Source organism: Arthrobacter sp. AFG20 (genome assembly GCF_002892795.1).
In the GTDB taxonomy this organism is placed as follows: Bacteria; Actinomycetota; Actinomycetes; order Actinomycetales; family Micrococcaceae; genus Arthrobacter.
The window spans coordinates 1-23,200 of the sequence record NZ_PJMC01000008.1 but is presented as its reverse complement, the minus strand read 5'-3'; the positions used below and the strand labels follow the sequence as shown (position 1 = coordinate 23,200).

Below are 23,200 nucleotides of genomic sequence, written 5' to 3'. Positions count from 1 at the left end.
AATTCCGCCCCGCCGCGGCGGGGCGGAATTTCGTGTCACCGTTCCGGCAGTCCAACCGCACACTCTTCCAGTGTTCGGTGAACTGATACACACCTCAAGATGAACGTTAGCTGAATCCGCACCGCGTGGGCCGTTTATCGGATATCGGGGCTTCCCGGAAGCATAAGCTGGAGGCGTGGATCCAATGCTCTTAGGTGTCATCGCCGGCCTGCTGGGCCTGTCATTCGGCGTCTTTGGCGTGCTCGCCTTCCGAGCCAGCGAGAAGCAGCGCGAACTCGTGGACATTGAGTACGACGAACCGGCGTTGCCCCAGGGGTCCGCGGAAGTCCTCGCCGTCGTCGGGCAGGCGTTCGTGGTGGTGGACGCGATCGACGGCGTGGTCCGGGCAAGCCCCGCGGCCTACGCCTACGGCCTGGTGCGCGGCCACACGGTGGTGCACCGCGAGCTGCTGGACATGACGGCGAACGTCCGGCGCGACGGCGTCATCCTGGAGAGGCAGCTTGAACTGCCCCGCGGACCGCTCGGCCGGGGAACCATCATTGTGCAGGTCCGGGCAGCCATGCTGGGTGAGGAATACATTGTCCTGCTGGCCGATGACCGCACCGAGATCACCCGAACCGAGGAGATCCGCAACGACTTCGTGGCCAACGTGTCCCACGAACTGAAGACGCCGGTGGGCGCCATCTCGCTGCTGGCTGAGGCGCTGGAATCGTCGGCGGACGACGAGGAAGCCGTCCGGCGCTTCGCCAAACGCATGCACAAGGAGTCGGCCCGCCTCGCCGCGCTGGTGCAGGACATCATTGAGCTCTCACGGCTGCAGGGCGCGAACGTGGCGCAGCAGGGGCACCCTGTGGACATCAACGACGTCATCTCCGAAGCCGTGGACCGGTCACAGCTGCCCGCCGAGAGCAAGAACATCCAGATTGTCATCGGCGACCGTGCGAAAGCGAAGGTCTACGGTGACCAGGATCTGCTGGTCACGGCGCTGCGCAACCTGATCGACAACGCTATCCGGTACTCGCCGGAGAACACCCGCGTGGGCATCGGCGTGCGGTCCAGGGAAGGACTGGTTTCCGTCTCCGTCACGGACCAGGGCGAAGGCCTGTCACCCGAGGACCAGGAGCGGGTCTTCGAACGCTTCTACCGGGTGGACGCGGCCCGGTCCCGCCACACCGGCGGAACCGGCCTGGGCCTGAGCATCGTGAAACACGTTGTTTCCAACCACGGCGGGGAAGTCACGCTCTGGTCCCAGCCCGGCCACGGCTCCACGTTCACGCTCCGGCTGCCGGAGATGGAGGGTCAGGAAGGCGACCCCGCGCCGGAACTGCGCACCCGCGCCGGGGAAGCCCGCGCCGCCCAACAAACTAAAACGCTGGCCCCCGCTGCACCGCAGGGCGGGTCCGACCGGCCGCAGCAGGCCAAGGAACCACACGACGCCGCCGGCGTCCACGAACGAGGAGCTAACGCTTGAGCAGGATTCTTATTGTCGAGGATGAGGAGTCGTTCAGCGACCCCCTGTCCTATCTACTGGGCAAGGAAGGGTTCGAAGTGGAGGTCGTGGACAACGGCCTCGACGCCATCACGGAATTCGACCGCAACGGGGCAGACCTCGTGCTGCTCGACCTGCAGCTGCCGGGACAGTCCGGCACGGAGGTCTGCCGGCAGCTGCGTCAGCGCTCCACCGTCCCGGTCATCATGCTGACCGCCAAGGACACCGAGATCGACAAGGTCGTCGGGCTGGAGCTGGGCGCGGACGACTACGTCACCAAGCCCTACTCCTCGCGGGAGCTGGTGGCCCGGGTCCGCGCCGTGCTGCGCCGCCAGGGCGAACCGGAGGAACTCATCTCGTCCACCGTCCACGCAGGCCCGGTGCGGATGGATATTGAACGGCACGTGGTGAGTGTCGACGGCGAGCAGGTGTCGCTGCCGCTGAAGGAGTTCGAGCTGTTGGAGATGCTGCTGCGGAACTCCGGCCGCGTGCTGACGCGGGGCCAGCTGATTGACCGTGTCTGGGGCTCCGACTACGTGGGCGACACGAAAACGCTCGACGTCCACGTGAAGCGGCTGCGCAGCAAGATCGAGCCTGACCCGTCACTGCCGCGGTATCTCGTCACCGTGCGCGGCCTGGGCTACAAGTTCGAGCCGTAGAAGCTTGTTGCCCGGGCGAGGCGCCCGGGCGAAGCAATGCAACTCGAAGCAACGATAAAAACGAAGAAGGAGGGGTTCCCGGCCGGGAACCCCTCCTTCTTGTATTGCTGCTCTGGTAAGAGCGGCCGTCAGCGGCCTGGGCTGCTAGTGGCTTTCGGTGGGCGTGGCCGAAGCAGTGTCGCTCGGCGTTGCAGTTTCGCCCGGCGTTGCGGTCTGACTCGGAGTGGCAGACCCGCTCGGCGTGCCGCCTGGCAGGTAGGCGGCGTATTCCTTCAGCGTGCCGTCCACCACAGGGATCTTCACGGTCTTGTTGACGTTGGTGCCGTCCTCGGTCACCTGGACGTCCACGAGGGATCCGGGTTTGCCGCCGGAGGTGCTCAGGATGGCTTCGTCCGCGGACTCGTTCAGCAGGGTGTAGGCGTTCTGCTTGACGGAAACCTCAGTCTGCGCGCCTTCGGCTCCCTTGAGGGTGACCTTGACGTCCTTCGAAGAGGAGTTGTAGACGGCGCCGATGACGCGGCCCGGCTGGTTCTCGCCAGCGGAAACGATCAGCATGTTGCGCAGCTGGACCGGCCCGACCTCGGCGCGGGTTCCGTCGGAGGCGGCGTACTGGTGAGAGGTCTGCTGGGCGTTGACGTAGCCGCAGCCCGTCAGGGCCAGCAGGCCGACGCTCAGGGCGGCTGCCGCCATTGCCATCTTGCCGCTCTGGCCCCGGTTCATCGCAGTGAAACGCACGTCACGCACTCCTCGAAAAGTCTTTGAAACAGTTTTCAGGCATAGCCTATCGGCAAAGAGGGCCAAATACGGATTCGGCCCCTCCACATGACCGGCCCCCCACCGCCACTTAAGGAGGTCCTCAGAGCCGACGACGGGGACCCGCAACTACCCGCGCGTAACGCTTGTGGGCCTGCATGCGATGCACTATTGTTCGCATTCGTCAAGGGGTCTAAGCGGCCGATTTCGGCTATTTTCCGCGGATTTACGGGGTTCCTGGACCGTATCCATGCCAGTCATATGCCTTAATCGTGATAAACTGGTCTGCGGGAAAGGGGAAAGTCCACATGGTTTTTGAGGTCGGCGAGACAGTAGTTTACCCTCACCACGGTGCAGCAAAAATTGAAGAGATCAAGATGCGCACTGTCAAGGGCGAAGAGAAGATGTATCTCAAGCTCAAGGTGGCTCAGGGTGATCTGACCATTGAAGTTCCAGCAGAGAACGTTGACCTTGTTGGGGTTCGCGACGTAGTGGGCAAAGACGGTTTGGAGCACGTGTTTGATGTGCTCCGCGCCGAGTTCACTGAGGAGCCCACCAACTGGTCGCGTCGTTACAAGGCAAATCTGGAGAAGCTTGCTTCCGGTGACGTCATCAAGGTTGCAGAGGTCGTCCGCGACCTGTGGCGCCGCGATCACGACCGGGGCCTTTCCGCAGGCGAGAAGCGAATGCTGGCCAAGGCCCGGCAGATTCTGATCTCAGAATTGGCCCTGGCTGAAAAGACCGACGAAGAGAAGGCTGCAAGCGTTCTCGACGAGGTCTTGGCTTCCTAAAAGAATTGAACCCCGGTGGCAGAGTGCCGCCGGGGTTTCTTCTTGCCCAAAACCCCAGGCCAGAATCCCCATCATTGGTAGTAATTGGGTGATGGAGGGGGAGTGCGGCAGGGACGTAGGCTAGAGCGCATGAACACTGCACCCAAGCGCCCCGTGACCGCCGTGATCCTCGTCGCTGCCGGGTCCGGGCAGAGGCTGGGGTATGGCATGCCGAAGGCCGCCGTGCCGCTGGGCGGTGAACCGATCCTGATGCACGCGCTCCGCGGGATCGTCGCGGCAGGGATTGCCAGCCAGGTCTGCATCGCGCTGCCGGCCGGTGATGAAGAACTGCGCCGGCTCTGCGAAGACTTCCGGGTTGAGCTGGTCGACGGCGGCCCGCTCCTCACGATGGTCGACGGCGGGGCGTCCCGGGCGGATTCCGTCCGTTCCGCTCTGGCCGCCGTCGAGGACGGCACCGAAGCGGTGCTGGTCCATGACGCCGCCCGCGCCCTGGCGCCGGAGCAGGTTTTCCACCGGGTGGCCCAGGCTCTGGCTGCCGGCGCCGATGCGGTGATTCCGGTGATTCCGGTGGTGGACACAGTCAAGACGGTCTCCGCCACCGAGGGCCCGGCCGCGGACATCGCACCGGAACTCGTCACCGGAACCGCCCCCCGCGAGGAGCTACGGGCAGTCCAGACCCCGCAGGGCTTCAAGGTCTCCGTGCTGCGGCGCGCACACGAAGCGGCCGCGGGCTTCGATGAGCGCCAGTCCGCCGCGGTGACCGACGACGCCATGCTGGTGGAGCTTCTCGGCGTGCCGGTGCACGCGGTCCGGGGAGCCAGCCAGTCCCTGAAAATCACCACACCGCTGGACCTCATCATCGCCGAGGGCCTGCTCGAGGGACCCCTCGGCGCCCGCTGGGTGGAGGGCTGACAAACCACATGACGGAAGGTGCCATGACCCACAACGCTTCGCGGACCCCGGTACTCCTGCCCCGGACAGGCATCGGCATCGACGTGCACGCCTTTGCCCCGGACAGCAAGCCGCAGCCGCTCTGGCTGGGCGGGCTTTTCTGGGAGGGGGAGCAGGGCCTCGCCGGCCATTCCGACGGCGATCCCGTGGCGCACGCCGCCGCCGACGCACTGTTCTCGGCCTGCGGGATCGGCGATCTGGGCACTCACTTCGGCACAGACCGGCCCGAATTCGCCGGTGCCTCCGGAGTCACGCTGCTGGCGGAAGCAGCCCGGATCGTCAGGGCGGCTGGCTTTGAAATAGGCAACGTCGCCGTGCAGTTCGTGGGCAACCGGCCCAAGTTCGGCCCGCGCCGGGAAGAGTCCCAGCGCGTCCTGACCGAGGCTGCAGGCGCCCCGGTCAGCGTTACGGCCACCACCAGCGACGGCCTCGGCTTTACCGGCCGCGGCGAAGGCATTTCCGCAGTGGCTACGGCCCTGGTCTACCCGGCGGCGTAGCGGTCCCGACGTAACCGGCCCGCACGGCGGCTGTCCGCACCTGCAGCCAAATCACCTACGCTGGAATAAGCACCAGTACCGCAATCCCAGGAGACCCGCCGTGAAAAAGCTGCTTCCCGCCGTCGTGATCGCAGGGATGCTTCTGGCCGGCTGTGCCGGCAGCCCCCGCATGAGCGTGGAGGAGAGCTGCAAGTTCCTGCAGGGCGACACGTTCAAGCCCACGGGCAACCAGCAGCAGCAGGCAGACCAGATCGCAAAGCACTACCAGGAGGTCGCCGACAAGGTGGCCCAGGACGTCGCCGACCCCATCCAGAAGATGGCCGACATCATGAAGCAGGTGGCCGGCACCTCGCTGGGAAACAAGAGTTCGGAGCAGACGGCTGAACTCGCCAGGCAGAACAACCGGATCGGCGAAGTCTGCAAGTAAGCCGGGACATTGGCATCGGCTAATCTGGAGCGGTGACCCTGCGCTTTTACGACACTGCATCCGCCGAAGTCCGCGACTTCGTTCCCCTGGTACCGGGCAAGGTAAGCCTGTATTACTGCGGCGCCACGGTGCAGGGCATGCCGCACGTGGGGCACATCCGCTCCGCCATCGCCTTCGACCAGCTCACCCGATGGCTTGAGTACCGCGGCTTCCGGGTCACGGTGGTCCGGAACGTCACCGACATCGACGACAAGATCCTCGCCAAGTCCGAGGCATCCTTCCATCCCGATTTCGAGCAGGAGCCCGGCGCCGTGCCGGAGGAGGAATGGTGGGCGCTGGCCTACCGGTACGAGCAGGAGTTCCTCAAGGCCTACGACACCCTCGGCGTGTCCCGGCCCACCTACGAGCCGCGGGCAACCGGCCACATCCCGGAGATGCATGCGCTCATCCAGCAGCTGATCGACCGCGGGCACGCGTACCCCGCCCTCGACGGCTCCGGGGACGTCTACTTCGACGTGCGCTCCTGGAACAAGTACGGCGCGCTGACGCGGCAGAAGATCGATGACATGCAGGGCGCCGCGGACGCTGACCCGCGCGGCAAGAAGGACCCCCGCGACTTCGCCCTCTGGAAGGGCTACAAGGAAGGGGAGCCGACGACGGCGAGCTGGGTGTCGCCGTGGGGCACCGGGCGCCCGGGCTGGCACCTCGAATGCTCGGCTATGGTCACGAAATACCTGGGCACCGAATTCGACATCCACGGCGGTGGCCTGGACCTGCGTTTCCCGCACCACGAAAACGAGATGGCCCAGTCCCAGGCGGCGGGCCACGGCTTCGCGAACTTCTGGATGCACAACGGCATGGTCACCTACCAGGGCGAGAAAATGTCCAAGTCCGTCGGCAACACCGTCAGCCCGGCCGAGATGCTGGAAATCGCCCCGCCGCGCGTGGTCCGTTACTACCTGGGCCAGGCACAGTACCGCTCGGTGCTGGACTACCAGCCGACGTCGCTGCAGGAGGCCGCGGCCGCCGTCGAACGCATCGACGGGTTCGTCAGCCGCGCCCTTCGGAGCACGATGACGCAAGACGGTGCTGCCGGCCTCTTCAGCTACGGCACCGTTCCGGAGGCGTTCGCCGCTGCCATGGATGACGACCTCAACGTTCCGCAGGCCCTTGCGGTGCTGCACGACACGGTCCGCGCCGGAAACTCAGCGCTCACCGATGGCGACCCGGCCGCGACGCGGCAGGCCCTGGCCAGCGTGACTGACATGCTCAGAGTCCTGGGCATCAGCGCCACCGCGCAGCCCGCCGTCGACGACCAGGCCACCGGTGCGCTCGGAACGCTCATTGAAGCGCAGCTTTCCGCCCGCGCCGAAGCCCGTGCCAGGAAGGACTGGGCCGCCTCCGATGCCATCCGGGACACCCTCGCCGCGGCCGGCGTGCTGGTCGAAGACAACGCCGACGGCGCGACCTGGAGCCTGCAGCGCGGCTAGCCTCCGGGGCTCAGCGCCCGCCCGGTCAACGATTTGAGGCCAGTCAGTAGACTGGAGTCCAGACTTACTCAATACAACCAAGGGTGGAATTCATGGCCAACAAAGGTCGCCCGGGCGCAGTCCGCAAGCTCAAGAAGGGCCCCACCACCGGAACCGGTGGCCACGGCCGCAAGGCTCTCGAAGGCAAGGGGCCAACCCCCAAGGCCGAGGACCGCCCCTACCACAAGGCGCACAAGAGCAAGCAGCTCGCTGAGCGCTCCGCAGCAAAGCGACCTGCAGGTGCCGGGGGCGCCCGCAGTGCCGGTGCCCGGTCGGGTCCGAAGGGGCGTGCTACCGAAGAGGTCGTCACCGGCCGCAACTCCGTCGTAGAGGCCCTGCGCGCCGGCATTCCCGCCAAGGCACTGCACGTGGCCATCCGCATTGAGATGGACGACCGCGTCAAGGAGTCGCTGAAGATCGCCGCGGAACGGGGCATCCCGCTGCTGGAAACCGGCAAGCCCGAGCTGGACCGGATGACCGACGACGCCGTGCACCAGGGGCTCGTCCTGCAGATCCCGCCGTACGAGTACAAGGACGCCTACGACCTGGCCGAAGAGACAGTGGAAGGCTGGAAGAAGGGACACATCGCGAACGCACCCCTCTTCGTTGCCCTGGACGGCATCACCGACCCCCGCAACCTCGGTGCAATCATCCGCTCGGTCTCGGCTTTCAGCGGCCACGGCGTCATCGTCCCTGAGCGCCGCTCCGTGGGCGTCACGGCCGCCGCGTGGAAGACCAGCGCCGGCGCGGCGGTCCGCGTTCCGGTGGCCCGCGCCTCCAACCTGAACAACGCCATCAAGCAGTTCAAGGACATGGGCGTCTTCGTGCTGGGGCTCGACGGCGACGGTGACGTCTCGCTGCCGGACCTCACCGTTGCCACCGAGCCTGTGTGCATCGTGGTCGGTTCCGAGGGCAAGGGCCTCAGCCGCCTCGTCCGGGAGAACTGCGACCAGATCGTTTCCATCCCGATCGACTCCGCCATGGAATCCCTGAACGCCTCCATGGCCGTCGGCATCTCCCTCTACGAAGTCTCCCGCCAGCGCTCCGCCAAGTAACCCCGGCAAACGCTTCCTCAGCTTTCGCAGGGAAACGGCAAACGCTCCCTCAGCTTTCGCAGGGAAACACGAAACGCTTCCGCACCTGGGTGCTGAAGCGTTTCGTTTAAAGCGGCAGGAGCTGCAGGCGCGTTCGCCGTTAGGCGACAGGATCTGAGGAAGGGTTCTTACGCCCTAGAAGTCGCGGCGGTTGACCAGGACCGGGAGCTTGGCGCGGGCTTCCTTGACCAGATCGGGGTCCAGGTCGGCGAAGATCAGGCCGGGGGCGCCGTCGAGCTCTTCGAGGACCTGCCCGAACGGCGAGACGACCGCGCTGTGCCCCACGCCCGTGGGCGCCGCGCCCCGGGGTTCGACGCCCTGGGTGGCGGGATCGCCTTGGCCGCAGGCGAGGACGTAGGTGGTGGTGTCCACGGCACGGGCACGGGCGAGGAGCTGCCACTGGTCGACCTTGCCGGGGCCCGAACCCCAGGACGCGCAGACAATGTTGGCCACGGCTCCGCGGTCAGCGTTGGCTGTGAAGAGGGCCGGGAAGCGGATGTCGTAGCAGGTCGCCAAGCCAAAGGTGAGGCCGCCGACGTCGAACGTTACGGGGCCGGTCCCGGCGTCCACGGTGTCCGACTCCAGGAACCCGAAGGCGTCGAAGAGGTGCACCTTGTCGTAGCTGGCGTCCACGCCAGGCCCCGCCACCAGCAGCGTATTGCGGACTTTCGTCTGCCCTTCGGACGGCGATGATGAACCTGGGGTGAACATTCCGGCAACGATTACTATCCCCAACTGGTCAGCGATCGAGCGGACGCGGCTGGCCCAGGGGCCGTCCACAGGCTCGGCGATGTCCAGCAGGGAATTGCCGAATGCCCGCATCGTGGCCTCGGGGAAAACGACGATCTCGGCGCCCCCGTCCTTGGCCCGGCGGGCATATTCCTCGACCACGGTGAGGTTCCCGGCCACATCCCTGCCGGTGATGATTTGAGCCAATGCAATCTTCACGAAAACCTCCACGTCGGTGCGTCATTACAGCGTTCAGCGGTGCCGTCACGGTCCCGCATGCGTAACATGCCGGAATAGATCAGCTACTTAGATGTGACAGCTAAGCTTTAATTGATGGTAATGCCCCTTTTAGACACATCCTTGACGGTGGACGACCCCCAGGCCTTTCCCCTCGGGGTCAGCGAAGCGCGCCAAGTTCCCGGCGGAGGCGGGGCATCAGGCGGCCGTGCAAGGGTCGCGGTTTATGCGCCCGGCATTACCAAGCTGGAGGTGGCTTACCAGGCGCCCGGCCAAAGCTGGCGCCTTCAGACCCTGTCCGGCCTTCCGAACGGTGTCCACCACGGCGTGGTGGACGGCTTCCCCGTGGGCTCACGGTACGGCTTCCGCGCAGCCCCCAAGGGCGAAGAGGTCCTGCCGCTTGCGGTTCCCACGGTTGATTTTGACGACGACGGCGGCAGCCGGCAACCGCTGTTGCTGGACCCTTACGGCCGGGCCGTCGACGAACGCGACGGGTCCCTGACCAGCGTCAGGATGTCTTCGGACTTCGACTGGGCCGCTGACGAGAAGCCGAACACACCGTGGCGCAACACCATCGTCTACGAGGCACACGTCCGCGGACAGAGCATGCTCCATCCGGACATCCCGGAGGCCTTGCGCGGCACGTACGCCGGCATGGCCCACCCCGCCATGATCGAGCACCTCACCGGTCTCGGCATCACAGCCCTGCAGTTGCTGCCGGTGCATTTCCACCTGGACGAGCCACACCTCCAGAACCTTGGCCTCACCAACTACTGGGGTTACAACACGGCAGCGTTCTTTGCGCCGTCCCCCGGGTACGCCACCAAATCGGCCCAGGAAGCCGGGCCGCAGGCCGTCCAGGACGAGTTCAAGGGAATGGTCAAGCTGCTGCATGCGGCAGGCATCGAGGTCATCCTTGACGTCGTCTACAACCACACCGCCGAAGGCGGGCCCGACGGTCCCACCCTGAGCTTCCGGGGCCTCGGCGAGCAGAAGTACTACCGCACCGACGGCAACGGAAGATACGTTGACACCACAGGCTGCGGCAACACCCTTAACTTCGGCGAACCGCGCGTTATCCAGATGGTGCTGGACTCCCTGCGGTACTGGGTGGACGAGTTCCATATCGACGGCTTCCGCTTCGACCTGGCCGTCACGCTCTGCAGGAACGCAGCCAACGAGTTCGATCCGCGCCACCCCTTCCTCGTGGCGGTCGCCGCGGACCCGGTGCTCTCCCGCGTCAAACTGATCGCGGAACCGTGGGACGTGGGCTACGGTGGCTGGCAGACCGGCCGGTTCCCCAGCGGCTGGGTGGACTGGAACGACCACTATCGAGACGCCGTGCGCTCCTTCTGGGTGGCGGACCGTGCCGCCCTCGACAATGGAGGCCGGGGCACGTCCGTGGCCAGGCTGGCCGATGCCCTGTCCGGCTCGGCGAGCCTGTTCGAACCGTCGGGCCGCTCGCGGCTGGCCTCGCTGAACTACATCACGTCCCACGACGGCTTCACCATGACCGATCTTGTGTCCTACGACCGCAAGCACAACGAGGCGAACGGTGAGCAGAACCGGGACGGGCATGGCGACAACCGAAGCTACAACCACGGCTTCGAAGGGCGCACCGAGGACGAGGGCATCCTGGCGCGCCGCGACCAGAGCAAGCGCAACCTCATGGCCTCGCTCATGATTTCCCTCGGCGTTCCCATGATCACGGCTGGGGACGAGCTCGGCCGCACCCAGCAGGGCAACAACAACGCGTACTGCCAGGACAATCCCCTCACCTGGGTCGACTGGACCAGCACGCCGGAGTCCCACGCCATGTTGCGGAGCACCAAGCGCGTCATCCGGCTCCGCCGGGAGTTCCTGACCGCCCAGCCGCCCGACTACCCCGTCCGCGACGCCCGCTCGTACCTCTACTGGTACGACCAGGGCGGGCAGCCCATGACCATGGAACGGTGGAACGATTCCGGGAACCGGGTGGTTCAGCTGCTGGTCGGCTCCGATGACGGGCACGTGGCCGGGCTCATCGTGGTCAACGGCGGTCCCGAGGACATCGACGTCACCCTCCCGCAGGTGACCAACGACGACGGCACCGGCAAACGGGTCTTCGATCTGCGCCTCACCACGTCCGAGCTCCACGACCGGCGCCAGGGCGCACTGGTCCCTTCGGGCGAGCCTGACGAGGTGCCGGCCTACACCATCAACATCTACCGCACATAACTTAGAGGGAACGGGCATGCGCAGGCGTTGGACTATCGGAACGCTGCTGCTGGGGCTTGCCGTGGCTGCCCTCGCGGTCTTCAACCTTTTCATCGCACCGGGCGGCACGCCGCCCGGTGGGGTTCAGCCCAGTGGAGTGCAGAGTGCAGGCCCGCAGGGAACGACGACGTCGGCACCCGCCGCAGCGCCGCCGTCGGCCGGCGAGGGCACTGGCGGGCCGAACGTGTCCGGCCTCCCGGCCATCCGGGAGTCCCAGTTGCCGGCCGAAGGACGGCGGACCCTCGCCCTGATCCGGCAGGGCGGCCCCTACCCGTACAGCCGCGACGGGGTGGCGTTCGGCAACTTCGAGCGCATCCTGCCCCGCAAGGCCGGCGGATACTACAAGGAGTACACGGTGCCGACGCCCGGCGAGTCGGACCGGGGAGCCCGCAGGATCGTGGCAGGACAGGCCGGCGACAAGTACTACACGCCGGACCACTACGAATCGTTCAAGTTCATAGCAGAAGGCAAATAGCACCATGAAGATCTATTCCGGCGACACCTGGACCCTGGAAGAACTCCGGGAGCAGGTGGCCGACGCCGGCCGCCTGAGCCTGCTGGTCCCTGCTGCCGACTCCAAGAAGTCCGTGCTCGCTGCCTTCGGCGAGGCCCTGGATTTTCCGGAGCACTTCGGCGTGAACCTCGATGCGCTCAACGACTCACTGCATGACTTCGCCGACGCCATTTCCGACGACGGCGCGAAGCCCCTGACGGTGATCTGGGAGGTCCCCGCAGCCTTCCGCGGCGACCGCTCGTTCGGCGTCATCTGCGAAATCCTCCAGGACGCCGAGACCTACGCCGGCAAAGACCTCGCAGTCATAGCAGTGCTGCTGTAGCCCACCTGGGCCCACGCCGTCAGGGTTCCTTGGCCGAGCTTGCGAGGCTAGGGAGACGGTGGGGACTACGCGTTGACGATCAGCCCCAGCTCGGCCTTGGACGCGAGGGCGTCGTGCTTGGGGAGAACCCGCACGGTGTAGCCGAAGGACCCGGAGCGGTCGATCACGATGGACCCGGCGAAGAGATAGCGTCCGTTGCCGAGCTCCTCCTTGGCCTCCAGTTCCACCATGGTCACGTTGGCCAGTTCGTCGCTTTCGGCTGCCTGCCCGTACGCCACCTCCACCGCCACGTCCTGCGGGGACAGGTTGTGCAGTCCAACGTAGGCGTGGACCTGGAGGGTGTCGCCGATCTGGGGGTCCTCCGAGACGCCCAGCGAGTCCACGTGCTCCACGTGCAGCTGTGGCCATGCGGCGCGGACCTTGGCGACCCATGCCGCCAAGGCCTTGGCCTGAGCGTAGGAGCCTGCGACCGCCTCGCGTCCCGACACGGCGGCGGGCCGGTACAGGACGTTGACGTAGTCCTGCAGCATCCGCTCGGCCGAGACCGCCGGGCCGAGATGCGCCAGCGTGTGCTTGATCATGGAGACCCAGTGCGTGGGGATCTTCTCGTGGCCGGACTCGGACGGCCCTGCGGCCCCGGCGGCCTCGGAGACGGTGTTGCCGTAGAACCGCGGCGCCACCTGCGTCTCGAGCAGCTCGTACAGTGCCGCGGCCTCGATGTCGTCGCGCTCGTCGGCGGACGCGCCGTTGTTGGCGGTGGGGATCGCCCAGCCGTTTTCGCCGTCGTACATTTCATCCCACCAGCCGTCCAGGACGGACAGGTTCAGCGACCCGTTGATCGCGGCCTTCATGCCTGAGGTGCCGCAGGCTTCGAGCGGCCGCAGCGGGTTGTTCAGCCAGACGTCGCAGCCCGGGAACAGCGTGCGGGCCATGGCGATGTCGTAGTTGGGCAGGAAGACGATGCGGTGCCGGACAGCGGGATCGTCCGTGAAGCGGACCAGGTCCTGGATCATCTTCTTGCCGGCGTCGTCCGCCGGGTGGGACTTGCCGGCGATGACCAGCTGGATGGGATGTTCCTTGTGCAGCAGCAGGGCCTTCAGGCGCTCCGGGTCCCGCAGCATGAGGGTCAGCCGCTTGTAGGTGGGCACACGCCGGGCGAAACCGATGGTCAGGACGTCCGGGTCCAGCACCGAGTCCGTCCACGCCAGCTCGGCATCGGCCGCACCGCGCTTCTTCCACGCAGCCCGCAGCCGGCGCCGCACATCCTCCACGAGTGAAACGCGCATCTCACGCCGGAGCGCCCACACCTCGGCGTCGGAAACGTTGTACGCGAGGTCCCAGCGGCCCAACACCTCAGCTTCAGGTCCGAACCGCTCACGGGCGAGTTTCGCGACTCGGGGATCAACCCAGGTGGGCACGTGCACGCCGTTGGTTACGGAGGTGATGGGCACCTCCGAGTGGTCGAATCCCGGCCAGAGCGCCGAGAACATGCCGCGCGAGACTTCGCCGTGCAGCTTGGCAACACCGTTGGCCCGCTGTGCCAGGCGCAGGCCCATCACGGCCATGTTGAAGACGAAGGGGTTGCCCTCGCTGAAATTCTCCCGGCCCAGGTCGAGGATCCGCGACGTGGGAACGTCCGGCGCCAGGCCTGCTTCGAAGAAGTGCTGGATCTGTGCGGCTTCAAAGCGGTCGATGCCGGCCGGCACGGGCGTGTGCGTCGTAAACACCGTGGACGAGCGTCCGGCGGCGAGGGCCTCGTCGAAGGTGAGCGCCTGCTCGCCGGCCATCAGTTCCTGGATCCGTTCGACGCCGAGGAAACCCGCGTGGCCCTCATTCGTGTGGAACACCTCGGGTGCCGGCGTGCCGGTGAGCTTCTGGTAGGCGCGCAGCGCCTTGACCCCGCCCATGCCGAGCAGCAGTTCCTGCTGCAGCCGGTGGTCGCCGCCGCCGCCATACAGGCGGTCGGTGATGCTGCGGGCGGCGTCGTCGTTTCCGGGAACGTTGGAGTCCAGCAGCAGGAGGGGGACACGTCCGACGTCGGCACGCCAGATGTGTGCCCCAAGGTGCCGCCCGTTGGGCAGCGGCAGTGAGATCTCCAGCGGCTTGCCGTTCCCGTCTGCGGCGGGCTCCCGCAGCAGCGTCAGGGGCAGACCGTCGGGATCGATGACCGGGTAGGTTTCCTGCTGCCACGCGTCCCGGGAGAGTGACTGCTTGAAGTAGCCGGCCTGGTAGAGCAGGCCGACGCCGATTAGCGGCACGCCGAGGTCGGAGGCGGCCTTGAGGTGGTCGCCGGCGAGGATGCCGAGGCCGCCGGAATATTGCGGCAGGACTTCGGTGATGCCGAATTCGGGGGAGAAGTAGGCGATTGAGGCGGGGGCGTCGCTGCCCAGCCCCTGGTACCAGCGGGGTTCCGTCAGGTACCGGTCCAGGTCCGCTGCTGCCGCCTGGACGCGGGCCACCACGTCCTGGTCTATCGCGAGCCGGTGCATCTCCTCACGCCCCACCAGGCCCAGGAAGCTGACCGGGTCATTGCCGCATTGGGCCCAGACACGCGGGTTCAGGCTTTCGAACAGCTCCCGGGTGGGCCGGTGCCAGGACCAGCGGAGGTTGGTCGCCAACCGGGCCAGTGGCCGGATCGGCTCGGGAAGAACGGTACGGACGGTAAATCTGCGGATTGCCTTCACCTGCGTCACACTAACCGACTGGGTGAACGGCAGGAACCGCTTTTGATTACTTTCCGGTAAATGACGAATCGCTTCAGTATTTAAGTTCGCAGGCTTAGCATTTCGCCCCGTTTCTCGCTAACGTCGAGCCTGTGACGACTAACACGCGAACCAGTGCCCCAGCAAAGCAAACGCCGAAAGTTTCGGTCACGGAAGGCCTTCGGTTTGGCCGTTTCCCTATCACGGACGTTCAGCCTGTTGTTGAAGGGGGGAAGTTCCCGGCCAAGGCGCTGCCCGGTGAAGGAATCGTGGTCAGCGCCCGGTCCTTCCGCGAAGGTCATGACCAATTGGGCGTCAGTGCGGTTCTCCTGGACCCGAAGGGCAACGAGCGCCAGCGGGTCCGGCTCCAGCCGCCGGCCGGTGACCGCGGCAAGGGAACCGACCTCTGGGAAGGCCTGCTCACCCCGGAATCCACCGGGAACTGGTCGTTCGTCATCGAGGCCTGGCACGACCGCTACGGCACGTGGCACCACAATGCCGAGGTCAAGGTGGACGCGGGCATCGACGTCGAGCTGATGCTTGCGGAGGGGGCCGCGCTGCTGTCGCAGGCAGCAGAGGAACCCGCCCGCAACGACGCTGACCGCCAGACGCTGCGCTCCGCCGCCACCGTCCTCGCGGACACCTCCCTTTCACCTGAGGATCGCCTGGCCGCAGGTTTCAGCCGGGACGTCGCCGGCGTGGTTGAGCGCGAGCCGATCCGTGAGCTTGTCACCGTCTCCGAACCGTTTCCCCTGCTCGTAGAGCGGGACCGCGCAGGCCGCGGGTCCTGGTACGAGTTCTTCCCGCGCTCCGAGGGCGCCGTGCGCGACCCCGGCACGGGCGCCTGGACGTCCGGCAATTTCCGGACCGCCGCCAACCGGCTGGACGCCGTGGCCGGCATGGGCTTCGACGTCATCTACATGCCGCCGATCCACCCGATCGGGGTGCAGCACCGCAAGGGCCCCAACAACACGCTGATCGCCGGCCCGAACGATCCCGGGTCGCCGTGGGCCATTGGCGCCAAGGAAGGCGGGCACGACGCCATCCACCCCGACCTCGGAACCTTCGAGGACTTCGACGCCTTCGTGGCGCGGGCGAATGAGCTCAACCTGGAAGTGGCACTCGACCTGGCACTCCAGGCTGCCCCGGACCACCCCTGGGTCACCGAGCACCCGGAATGGTTCACCACCCGCGTGGACGGCAGCATCGCCTACGCGGAGAATCCGCCGAAGAAGTACCAGGACATCTTCCCGCTCAACTTCGACAACGACCCCGAGGGCCTGTCCAAGGAAATCCTGCGGATCGTCGAGCTGTGGGTCAGCCACGGCGTGAAGATCTTCCGCGTGGACAACCCGCACACCAAGCCGGTGTGGTTCTGGGAGTGGCTCATCGGCAAGGTGAACAAGAAGGACCCCGACGTCGTCTTCCTGGCCGAGGCCTTCACCCGCCCCGCCATGATGCACGCGCTGGGCAGGGCAGGCTTCCAGCAGTCCTACACCTACTTCACGTGGCGCAACACGAAGGTGGAACTCGAGGAGTACTTCCACCACGTGAGCCGCGAGTCGGCGGCCTTCTTCCGGCCCAACTTCTTCGTCAACACCCCGGACATCCTCACCGAGTACCTGCAGTACGGCGGACCGGCGGCGTTCAAGATCCGGGCTGCCCTGGCAGCTACCGCAAGCCCGCTGTGGGGCGTCTACGCCGGCTACGAACTGTACGAGCACGTGGCCCGGCCCGGTGCCGAGGAGTACATCGACAACGAGAAGTTCGAGTACAAGGCCCGCGACTGGGACGCTGCCTCCGCCTCCGGCCGGACCCTCGCGCCGTACCTGACCAGGCTCAACGAAATCCGCAGGGCCCACCCCGCGCTGGGTGACCTGCAGAACCTCACCGTGCACCAGTGCACGGACGACGCCACGGTGGTCTACTCCAAGCACAAGACCCTCCCGGACGGCACGAGGGACACCATCATCGTGGTGGCCAACGTGGACCCGCACAGTGCGAGGGAAGGCATGGTGCAGCTGGATCTGTCCGCGCTGGGGCTCGACCCCGCCGACCTCACCCCGAACGGCGGATTCTGGGTCGATGACCTCATCTCCGGCGAGTCGTGGGAATGGGGGGAGTACAACTACGTGAGGCTGGACGCACATGTTGAACCTGTACACATCCTGAGCATCCGGAGGTAGCCGCCAGTGAGTTTCAGTCCGCAGGGCTCCACCCAACACTTCACCCCCAAGAGCACGTTTGAGCTCAATGCACCGGGTTTGCAGCATGATCCGCTGTGGTACCGGAAAGCGGTGTTCTATGAAGTGCTGGTCCGGGGCTTTGCGGACGCCAACGGCGATGGTTCGGGCGACTTCCACGGGCTGATCGAGAAGCTGGACTACCTGCAGTGGCTGGGTGTGGACTGCCTGTGGCTGCCGCCGTTCTTCCAGTCACCCCTGCGGGACGGCGGGTATGACATCTCGGACTACAACTCCGTCCTGGACGAGTTCGGCACTATCAGCGACTTCAAGCGGCTGGTGGCCGAGGCGCATGCACGAGGCGTCCGGGTCATCATCGACCTCCCCCTGAACCACACCTCGGACCAGCACCCCTGGTTCCAGGAGTCCAGGAAGGACCCCGACGGTCCCTTCGGCGACTTCTATGTGTGGAGCGACACCGACGAGAAATACCAGGACGCGCGCATCATCTTCGTGGACACGGAGGAATCCAACTGGACCTTCGACCCCATCCGGCGGCAGTTCTTCTGGCACCGGTTCTTCAGCCACCAGCCCGACCTGAACTTCGAGAACCCGAAGGTCATCGACGCCGTGTTCGACGTCGTGCGGTTCTGGCTGGACCAGGGGATCGACGGGTTCCGGGCGGACGCCATCCCGTACCTGTTCGAGGAGGAGGGGACCAACTGCGAAAACCTGCCGGCGACGCACGAGTTCCTGCGCAAGCTGCGGAAGATGGTGGACGAGAGCTACCCCGGCCGGGTCATCATCGCCGAGGCCAACCAGCCGCCCAACGAGGTGGTGGAGTACTTCGGAACCGAGGAGGAACCGGAATGCCACATGGCCTTCCACTTCCCGATCATGCCGCGGCTTTACTACGCGCTGCGTGACCAGAAGGCCGCCCCCATCATCGAGACGATGTACGACACCCCGGCCATCCCGGAAGGTGCGCAGTGGGGAACATTCCTGCGCAACCACGACGAGCTGACGCTGGAAATGGTCACCGCCGATGAGCGGGCCGCCATGCTCGGCTGGTACGCGCCGGATCCGCGCATGCGGGCCAACATCGGCATCCGGCGCAGACTGGCGCCGCTGCTGGACAACTCCAGGGCGGAAATCGAGCTCATCAACGCCCTGCTGTTGTCCCTGCCGGGCAGCCCCTTCCTGTACTACGGCGATGAGATCGGCATGGGTGACAACATCTGGCTCGAGGACCGTGACGCCGTCCGCACCCCCATGCAGTGGAACCCCGACCGCAACGCCGGCTTCTCCAACGCCGATCCTGGCAAGCTGTACCTCCCCGTGATCCAGTCGCTGGTCTACAACTACGCCATGGCGAACGTGGAGGCCGAGGCCGCCCATTCCGGATCGCTGCTGCGCTGGACCCGGCAGATCCTCAGCGTGCGGAAGAACCACCCGGCGTTCGGGCTCGGGGCGTTCAAGCATGTGGAGGCCGACCACGAGGTGGTGCTGGCCTATCTCCGCGAACTGCCGGAGGGCAACGCTGCGGGAGAGCCGGCCGAATCCATCCTGTGCGTCTTCAACCTTTCCCAGCACCCGGTGTCCTCCACCCTGAGGCTTCCGGACTTTTCCGGCCGGGGCCTGCGGGACGTCTTCGGAGGCCAGCCGTTCCCCGGCATCAACGACGACGGCCAGCTGACGCTGACGCTGGGCAGCCATGACTTCTTCTGGCTGCGCGTGCGGGCGACTGCCTCCAACCCCGCTTCACCCTTTACGCAAGCGATGCCGATACTGTCGATTGAGGGATGAGATGATCCAAACAACACTGACACCCACACTCGAACACCTGCTCCGCGACTGGCTTCCGGCCCAGAGGTGGTTCCCGGTGAAGTCCCCGGACTTCACCCTGACGCCGGCAGGCGGCCTGGTCCTGGACGATGCGACCGGCCAGGCCGGCCTGGAGGTGTTCCTCGCCTCCGTTGAGTCCAAAACGGCCGACGGCGTCTCCCGCACCGACGTCGTCCAGATCCCGCTCAGCTACCGCAGCCAGCCGCTGCCGGGCGCCGAAAGGGCCCTGATCGGTGAAAGCGACAATCCCGAACTTGGGCACCGCTGGATCTACGACGCCGTCCACGACCCCGCCTTCATTGCCGCATGGCTGGATTTGATCCGGACGGAGGATGCCGCCGGCACCGCCAGCGGCCACCTTTCCGGGGGCGGCCAGCCGTTGCCGCAGGCTTCCGGGACGGTCCGTGTCCTGTCCGGCGAACAGTCCAACACGTCGGTGATAGTGGACGACGGCGACTCCGCGGCCATCGTGAAGTTCTTCCGAGTGCTTTCGGCCGGACGAAACCCGGAGGTGGAGGTCGGCGCCGCGCTGTCCGCGGCCCGCACCCCGGAGGTCCCCGCCACGCTGGGCTGGGTCACCGGCGAGTGGTACCCGCAGGGGCAACTTCGCCAGGATGAGACCGCATCGGGCGGCCCTGCCCAGGGCGAACTGGCAGTGGCCCACGAATTCCTGGCCGGCGGCCGGGACGCGTGGCGCCTCGCCGTTGACGCGGCGGCCGGGGGAGTGGACTTCACGGCCGAGGCGCATGCCCTTGGCCATGCAACGGCCACTGTCCACCGCAGGCTCGCCGAAACGCTGGGTGTTTCAGCCGAAGCGGTTCCGGGCGGGGATATTGCCCCCGGAGTAGCCCAGCGCGTGCGTCAGATGTGGGCGGAGGCGGGACCCGCCGTCGGGCCTTACGAAGAAGGACTGGAAAGCCTGCTCAGCCGGCTCGAAGGCACCCCCGCCGGAGCGCTTCAGCGCATCCACGGCGACCTCCACCTCGGCCAGATCCTCCAGGTTCCCGGCGCCCAAGACGGCCATGACCGGTGGGCCATCCTCGACTTCGAGGGGGAGCCGCTCCGGCCCATCTCCGAGCGCAACTTCCCCGACGTCCCGCTCCGGGACGTGACGGGCATGCTGCGCTCCTTTGACTACGCGGCGGGCGCCGCCGAAAGGGAACAGCCGGACGTCCATGTCCCGGACTCCTGGGTGGACGACTGCACCGAGGCTTTCCTGGCAGGCTACGCGGAAGTAACTCCCGGAACGGTGGACCGCAATTCGCCGCTCTTTGTGGCATTGTGGCTGGACAAGGCGCTCTACGAAGTCGTGTACGAGTTGCGCAACCGGCCGGGCTGGCTGGCCATTCCGGTGAATGCGGCCAGGCGGCTCCTCAGCACTAAAAGCTCCGGCGAACCAGCCGGAGCAGCAGCGGAAGGTAAGAACATGACAGGCTCTGCACACACCGACAGCCCCCACGCGCCGTTGCACGTGGACGCGCACACGCTCTCACGCGTCGCGGCCGGTGAACACCACGCGCCGCACTCGGTGCTTGGTGCCCATTTGGACGACTACGGTCACGTGACCATCCGCACGGTCAAGCACCTCGCGGAGGCGGTCAACGTGGTGACCCAGGCCGGAACTGTGCCCATGACCCACGAGGCCGACGGCGTCTGGGTGGCGGTGCTGGAGCCGCTGCAGCACGGCCACGTGCCGGACTACCGCCTTCAGGTGACGTACGAGGACGCCGCGCCGGTGACCCTGGACGATCCGTACCGCTACCTTCCCACCGTGGGCGAAGTGGATCTGCACCTGATCGGCGAAGGACGCCACGAAAAGCTGTGGACCGTGCTGGGCGCGCACGTGCAGCACTACAAGTCGTCGATGGGCGACATTGACGGCGTGTCCTTTGCCGTGTGGGCGCCCAATGCCGAAGCGGTCCGGGTCAAGGGCGATTTCAACGCCTGGGACGGGCGGGAAAACTCGCTGCGGTCCCTCGGCTCCTCGGGTGTCTGGGAACTGTTCATCCCGGGTGTCCCGGCCGGCGCCTGCTACAAGTACGAAATCAAAACCAAGGGCGGCTACTGGGTAGAGAAGGCCGACCCGATGGCCTTCGGCACCGAGGTGCCGCCGCTCACCGCGTCGAGGGTCGTCGAGTCCCACTACCGGTTCCAGGACGCGGACTGGATGAAGGAACGCGCCGCCCGGGATCCGCACAACTCGCCCATGAGCGTCTACGAGGTCCACCTTGGATCCTGGCGCCTGGGCCTGAACTACCGTGAACTGGCCAAGGAACTCGTCGAGTACGTCAAGTGGCTCGGGTTCAGCCATGTCGAGTTCATGCCCGTGGCCGAGCACCCCTTCGGCGGCTCCTGGGGCTACCAGGTCACCTCCTACTACGCGCCCACGTCCCGTTTCGGTCATCCCGATGAGTTCCGGTTCCTGGTCGACTCGCTCCACCAGGCAGGCATTGGGGTGATCCTGGACTGGGTGCCGGCCCACTTCCCCAAGGACAACTGGGCCCTGGCGCAGTTTGACGGGCAGCCGCTCTACGAACACGCTGACCCCAACCTTGGCGAGCACCCGGACTGGGGCACCCTCATCTTCGACTTCGGCCGCACCGAGGTCCGGAACTTCCTCGTGGCCAACGCGCTGTACTGGCTCGATGAGTTCCACATTGACGGCCTGCGCGTGGACGCCGTCGCATCCATGCTGTATCTGGACTACTCGCGGGAAGATGGGCAGTGGCAGCCCAACCGCTTCGGCGGCCGCGAAAACCTGGAGGCCATCTCGTTCCTTCAGGAGACCAATGCCACGGTGTACAAAACCCACCCCGGCGCCGTGATGATCGCGGAGGAATCTACCGCCTTCCCCGGAGTCACCGCGCCCACCAGCCAGGGGGGCCTAGGCTTCGGCCTTAAGTGGAACATGGGCTGGATGCACGACTCGCTCAAGTACAGCTCCGAGGACCCGGTCAACCGTAAGTGGCACCACGGAACGGTCACGTTCTCCCTGGTGTATGCCTTCACCGAGAACTTCCTGCTGCCCATCAGCCACGATGAGGTCGTCCACGGCAAGGGGTCCATGCTCCGCAAGATGCCGGGCGACCGCTGGCAGCAGCTGGCCAACCTCCGGGCCTTCCTCGGCTACCAGTGGGCACACCCGGGCAAGCAGCTGATCTTCATGGGCACGGAATTCGGCCAGGAAGCCGAGTGGTCTGAACAGCACGGCCTCGACTGGTGGCTGGCTGACATCCCGGCGCACCGGGGCGTTCAGCTGCTGCTCAAGGAACTGAACGAGCTGTACAAGTCCACGCCAGCCCTGTACTCCCGGGACAACGAGCCCGGCGGATTCCAGTGGATCAACGGTGCAGATGCCGACCGCAACGTGCTGACCTTTGTCCGTTGGGACACCGAGGGCAACCCGCTGGTCTGTGCCGTCAACTTCTCCGGCGGACCGCACAAGGAGTTCGCCCTCGGCGTGCCCTCGACCGGAGCTTGGACCGAGGTCCTGAACACAGACTCCCAGGACTATGGCGGATCGGGCGTCCTCAACAGCGGCACGCTGACGGCAGAGGACGAGGGCATCGACGGCCAGCCGGCAACTCTTACGGTTACGCTGCCTCCGCTGGGCGCCGCGTACTTCAAGCCGGCTGGGTCCAGCGTGATCACGTCGGCGGCAGCAGCCAAGGCCAAAGTTGCCGAGGCTGAATCCGTCTTTGCCGGGCCCACGGATGCTGAGACACGGGCCGCCGGGACACGGTCTGCTGGGACCGGAGTTGCTGACCCGAAGGGTGCTGCACCGAAGGATGGGACGGGGAAGGCGGCTCTGCCCGGCGGGCCCCTAGCCTGAGTCCCGACGGGCCGCTCACCGGAACGCTCATGTAGGTCTTGGCGGACCGCTCGTCTAAGACCCGGCGGAGGCCGGCCACCTGGGTGGTTGTTTCGCTAGGAGGAGGGCCCGGAGTCCCTTGGGATTCCGGGCCCTCCTCCGCGTTGCTCCGGCGCAGTTGGCATTCCGCCTAGGTAGTGGTAGAGTTTATTTTCGCGCCGCTCCCCGGAGCGAGTCGGCAAGGAGATCCGGAAGCCAACAGGCTGGGCCGGATAGAAACCGCCGATTTGACTCGGATGAAGCGAGCGGGTAAGTTTGAAAAGTTGCTCCGGAGCGATCCTGAACGTTGGTTTGGGTGGTGCCGGGTGTGTCTGTTGTTTGAGAACTCAATAGTGTGCCAAGTTTGTTGAT

17 protein-coding genes are annotated in these 23,200 nt (G+C 66.2%); 14 read left to right on the top strand and 3 right to left on the bottom strand.

Annotated features, from left to right (window positions below; translation table 11 throughout):
* Positions 1-184: 184 nt before the first annotated feature.
* Both CXZ05_RS10980 and CXZ05_RS10975 read left to right on the top strand, forming a co-directional pair.
* A complete protein-coding gene (locus CXZ05_RS10980; protein WP_102972647.1) occupies positions 185-1,471 on the top strand; it encodes a cell wall metabolism sensor histidine kinase WalK in 1,287 nt (428 codons plus the stop codon).
* A complete protein-coding gene (locus CXZ05_RS10975; protein ID WP_003801167.1) occupies positions 1,468-2,148 on the top strand; it encodes a response regulator transcription factor in 681 nt (226 codons plus the stop codon). Before CXZ05_RS10980 ends, CXZ05_RS10975 begins: the two co-directional genes overlap by 4 nt.
* Positions 2,149-2,292: 144 nt before the next feature.
* Here CXZ05_RS10975 and CXZ05_RS10970 read toward each other — a convergent pair whose 3' ends face one another.
* Positions 2,293-2,883: a hypothetical protein gene (locus CXZ05_RS10970; protein ID WP_258006543.1), complete on the bottom strand. Its 591-nt coding sequence runs from the start codon at positions 2,881-2,883 to the stop codon at positions 2,293-2,295.
* A gap of 326 nt (positions 2,884-3,209) precedes the next feature.
* Here CXZ05_RS10970 and CXZ05_RS10965 point away from each other — a divergent pair, with 326 nt between their 5' ends.
* From CXZ05_RS10965 to rlmB, 6 genes are all read left to right on the top strand, one after another.
* The gene (locus tag CXZ05_RS10965) at positions 3,210-3,692 is read left to right on the top strand and encodes a CarD family transcriptional regulator (RefSeq protein WP_003801164.1); all 483 of its coding nucleotides are present in this window, start codon (positions 3,210-3,212) and stop codon (positions 3,690-3,692) included.
* Positions 3,693-3,821: 129 nt separating this feature from the next.
* Positions 3,822-4,604, top strand: coding sequence for a 2-C-methyl-D-erythritol 4-phosphate cytidylyltransferase (gene ispD, locus CXZ05_RS10960; protein ID WP_102972645.1), 783 nt, complete (start codon positions 3,822-3,824; stop codon positions 4,602-4,604).
* A 23-nt stretch (positions 4,605-4,627) separates the two neighbouring features.
* On the top strand, positions 4,628-5,140 hold the full coding sequence (gene ispF, locus CXZ05_RS10955; protein ID WP_102972798.1) for a 2-C-methyl-D-erythritol 2,4-cyclodiphosphate synthase: 513 nt from the start codon (positions 4,628-4,630) through the stop codon (positions 5,138-5,140).
* A gap of 100 nt (positions 5,141-5,240) precedes the next feature.
* Positions 5,241-5,567 (top strand): hypothetical protein, encoded by a 327-nt coding sequence (locus CXZ05_RS10950; RefSeq protein WP_102972644.1) that lies wholly within the window; start codon positions 5,241-5,243, stop codon positions 5,565-5,567.
* Positions 5,568-5,599: 32 nt separating this feature from the next.
* Positions 5,600-7,057 (top strand): cysteine--tRNA ligase, encoded by a 1,458-nt coding sequence (gene cysS, locus CXZ05_RS10945; protein WP_102972643.1) that lies wholly within the window; start codon positions 5,600-5,602, stop codon positions 7,055-7,057.
* A gap of 92 nt (positions 7,058-7,149) precedes the next feature.
* Complete coding sequence (gene rlmB, locus CXZ05_RS10940; protein ID WP_102972797.1) at positions 7,150-8,151, top strand: 23S rRNA (guanosine(2251)-2'-O)-methyltransferase RlmB; 1,002 nt, start codon at positions 7,150-7,152, stop codon at positions 8,149-8,151.
* Between the two features lie 174 nt (positions 8,152-8,325).
* Here rlmB and CXZ05_RS10935 read toward each other — a convergent pair whose 3' ends face one another.
* Entirely contained in the window at positions 8,326-9,138 is an 813-nt protein-coding gene (locus tag CXZ05_RS10935; RefSeq protein ID WP_102972796.1) for a carbon-nitrogen hydrolase family protein, read from the bottom strand.
* A gap of 114 nt (positions 9,139-9,252) precedes the next feature.
* On the opposite strand from CXZ05_RS10935, the gene glgX reads away from it, so the two are divergent.
* The 3 genes from glgX to CXZ05_RS10920 are packed head-to-tail and all read left to right on the top strand — an operon-like array spanning position 9,253 to position 12,248.
* Positions 9,253-11,373: a glycogen debranching protein GlgX gene (glgX, locus tag CXZ05_RS10930; RefSeq protein WP_102972642.1), complete on the top strand. Its 2,121-nt coding sequence runs from the start codon at positions 9,253-9,255 to the stop codon at positions 11,371-11,373.
* A 16-nt stretch (positions 11,374-11,389) separates the two neighbouring features.
* Positions 11,390-11,887: a ribonuclease domain-containing protein gene (locus tag CXZ05_RS10925; RefSeq protein WP_102972641.1), complete on the top strand. Its 498-nt coding sequence runs from the start codon at positions 11,390-11,392 to the stop codon at positions 11,885-11,887.
* Positions 11,888-11,891: 4 nt separating this feature from the next.
* A complete protein-coding gene (locus tag CXZ05_RS10920) occupies positions 11,892-12,248 on the top strand; it encodes a barstar family protein (protein ID WP_102972640.1) in 357 nt (118 codons plus the stop codon).
* Between the two features lie 65 nt (positions 12,249-12,313).
* On the opposite strand, the gene glgP is transcribed toward CXZ05_RS10920, so the two are convergent.
* A complete protein-coding gene (glgP, locus tag CXZ05_RS10915; protein WP_180987360.1) occupies positions 12,314-14,932 on the bottom strand; it encodes an alpha-glucan family phosphorylase in 2,619 nt (872 codons plus the stop codon).
* A 131-nt stretch (positions 14,933-15,063) separates the two neighbouring features.
* Between glgP and CXZ05_RS10910 the strand changes: the two genes are divergently transcribed.
* Genes CXZ05_RS10910 through CXZ05_RS10900 form a run of 3 tightly spaced genes read left to right on the top strand, consistent with a single transcriptional unit; the run spans position 15,064 to position 22,810 of the window.
* Positions 15,064-17,136, top strand: a complete 2,073-nt coding sequence (locus CXZ05_RS10910) for an alpha-1,4-glucan--maltose-1-phosphate maltosyltransferase (protein ID WP_102972638.1) — start codon at positions 15,064-15,066, stop codon at positions 17,134-17,136.
* Positions 17,137-17,142: 6 nt separating this feature from the next.
* Entirely contained in the window at positions 17,143-18,939 is a 1,797-nt protein-coding gene (gene treS, locus CXZ05_RS10905) for a maltose alpha-D-glucosyltransferase (RefSeq protein ID WP_102972637.1), read from the top strand.
* 1 nt (position 18,940) lies between these two features.
* Positions 18,941-22,810, top strand: a complete 3,870-nt coding sequence (locus CXZ05_RS10900) for a 1,4-alpha-glucan branching enzyme (RefSeq protein WP_102972636.1) — start codon at positions 18,941-18,943, stop codon at positions 22,808-22,810.
* Positions 22,811-23,200: the final 390 nt, after the last annotated feature.

Bases quoted from the DNA above. Each gene is read 5' to 3' on its own strand.
- CXZ05_RS10980 (WP_102972647.1), top strand. From the start codon at position 185: ATGCTCTTAGGTGTCATCGCCGGCCTGCTGGGCCTGTCATTCGGCGTC.
- CXZ05_RS10965 (WP_003801164.1), top strand. From the start codon at position 3,210: ATGGTTTTTGAGGTCGGCGAGACAGTAGTTTACCCTCACCACGGTGCA.
- ispD (WP_102972645.1), top strand. From the start codon at position 3,822: ATGAACACTGCACCCAAGCGCCCCGTGACCGCCGTGATCCTCGTCGCT.
- ispF (WP_102972798.1), top strand. From the start codon at position 4,628: ATGACCCACAACGCTTCGCGGACCCCGGTACTCCTGCCCCGGACAGGC.
- rlmB (WP_102972797.1), top strand. From the start codon at position 7,150: ATGGCCAACAAAGGTCGCCCGGGCGCAGTCCGCAAGCTCAAGAAGGGC.
- glgX (WP_102972642.1), top strand. From the start codon at position 9,253: ATGGTAATGCCCCTTTTAGACACATCCTTGACGGTGGACGACCCCCAG.
- CXZ05_RS10925 (WP_102972641.1), top strand. From the start codon at position 11,390: ATGCGCAGGCGTTGGACTATCGGAACGCTGCTGCTGGGGCTTGCCGTG.
- CXZ05_RS10920 (WP_102972640.1), top strand. From the start codon at position 11,892: ATGAAGATCTATTCCGGCGACACCTGGACCCTGGAAGAACTCCGGGAG.
- CXZ05_RS10900 (WP_102972636.1), top strand. From the start codon at position 18,941: ATGATCCAAACAACACTGACACCCACACTCGAACACCTGCTCCGCGAC.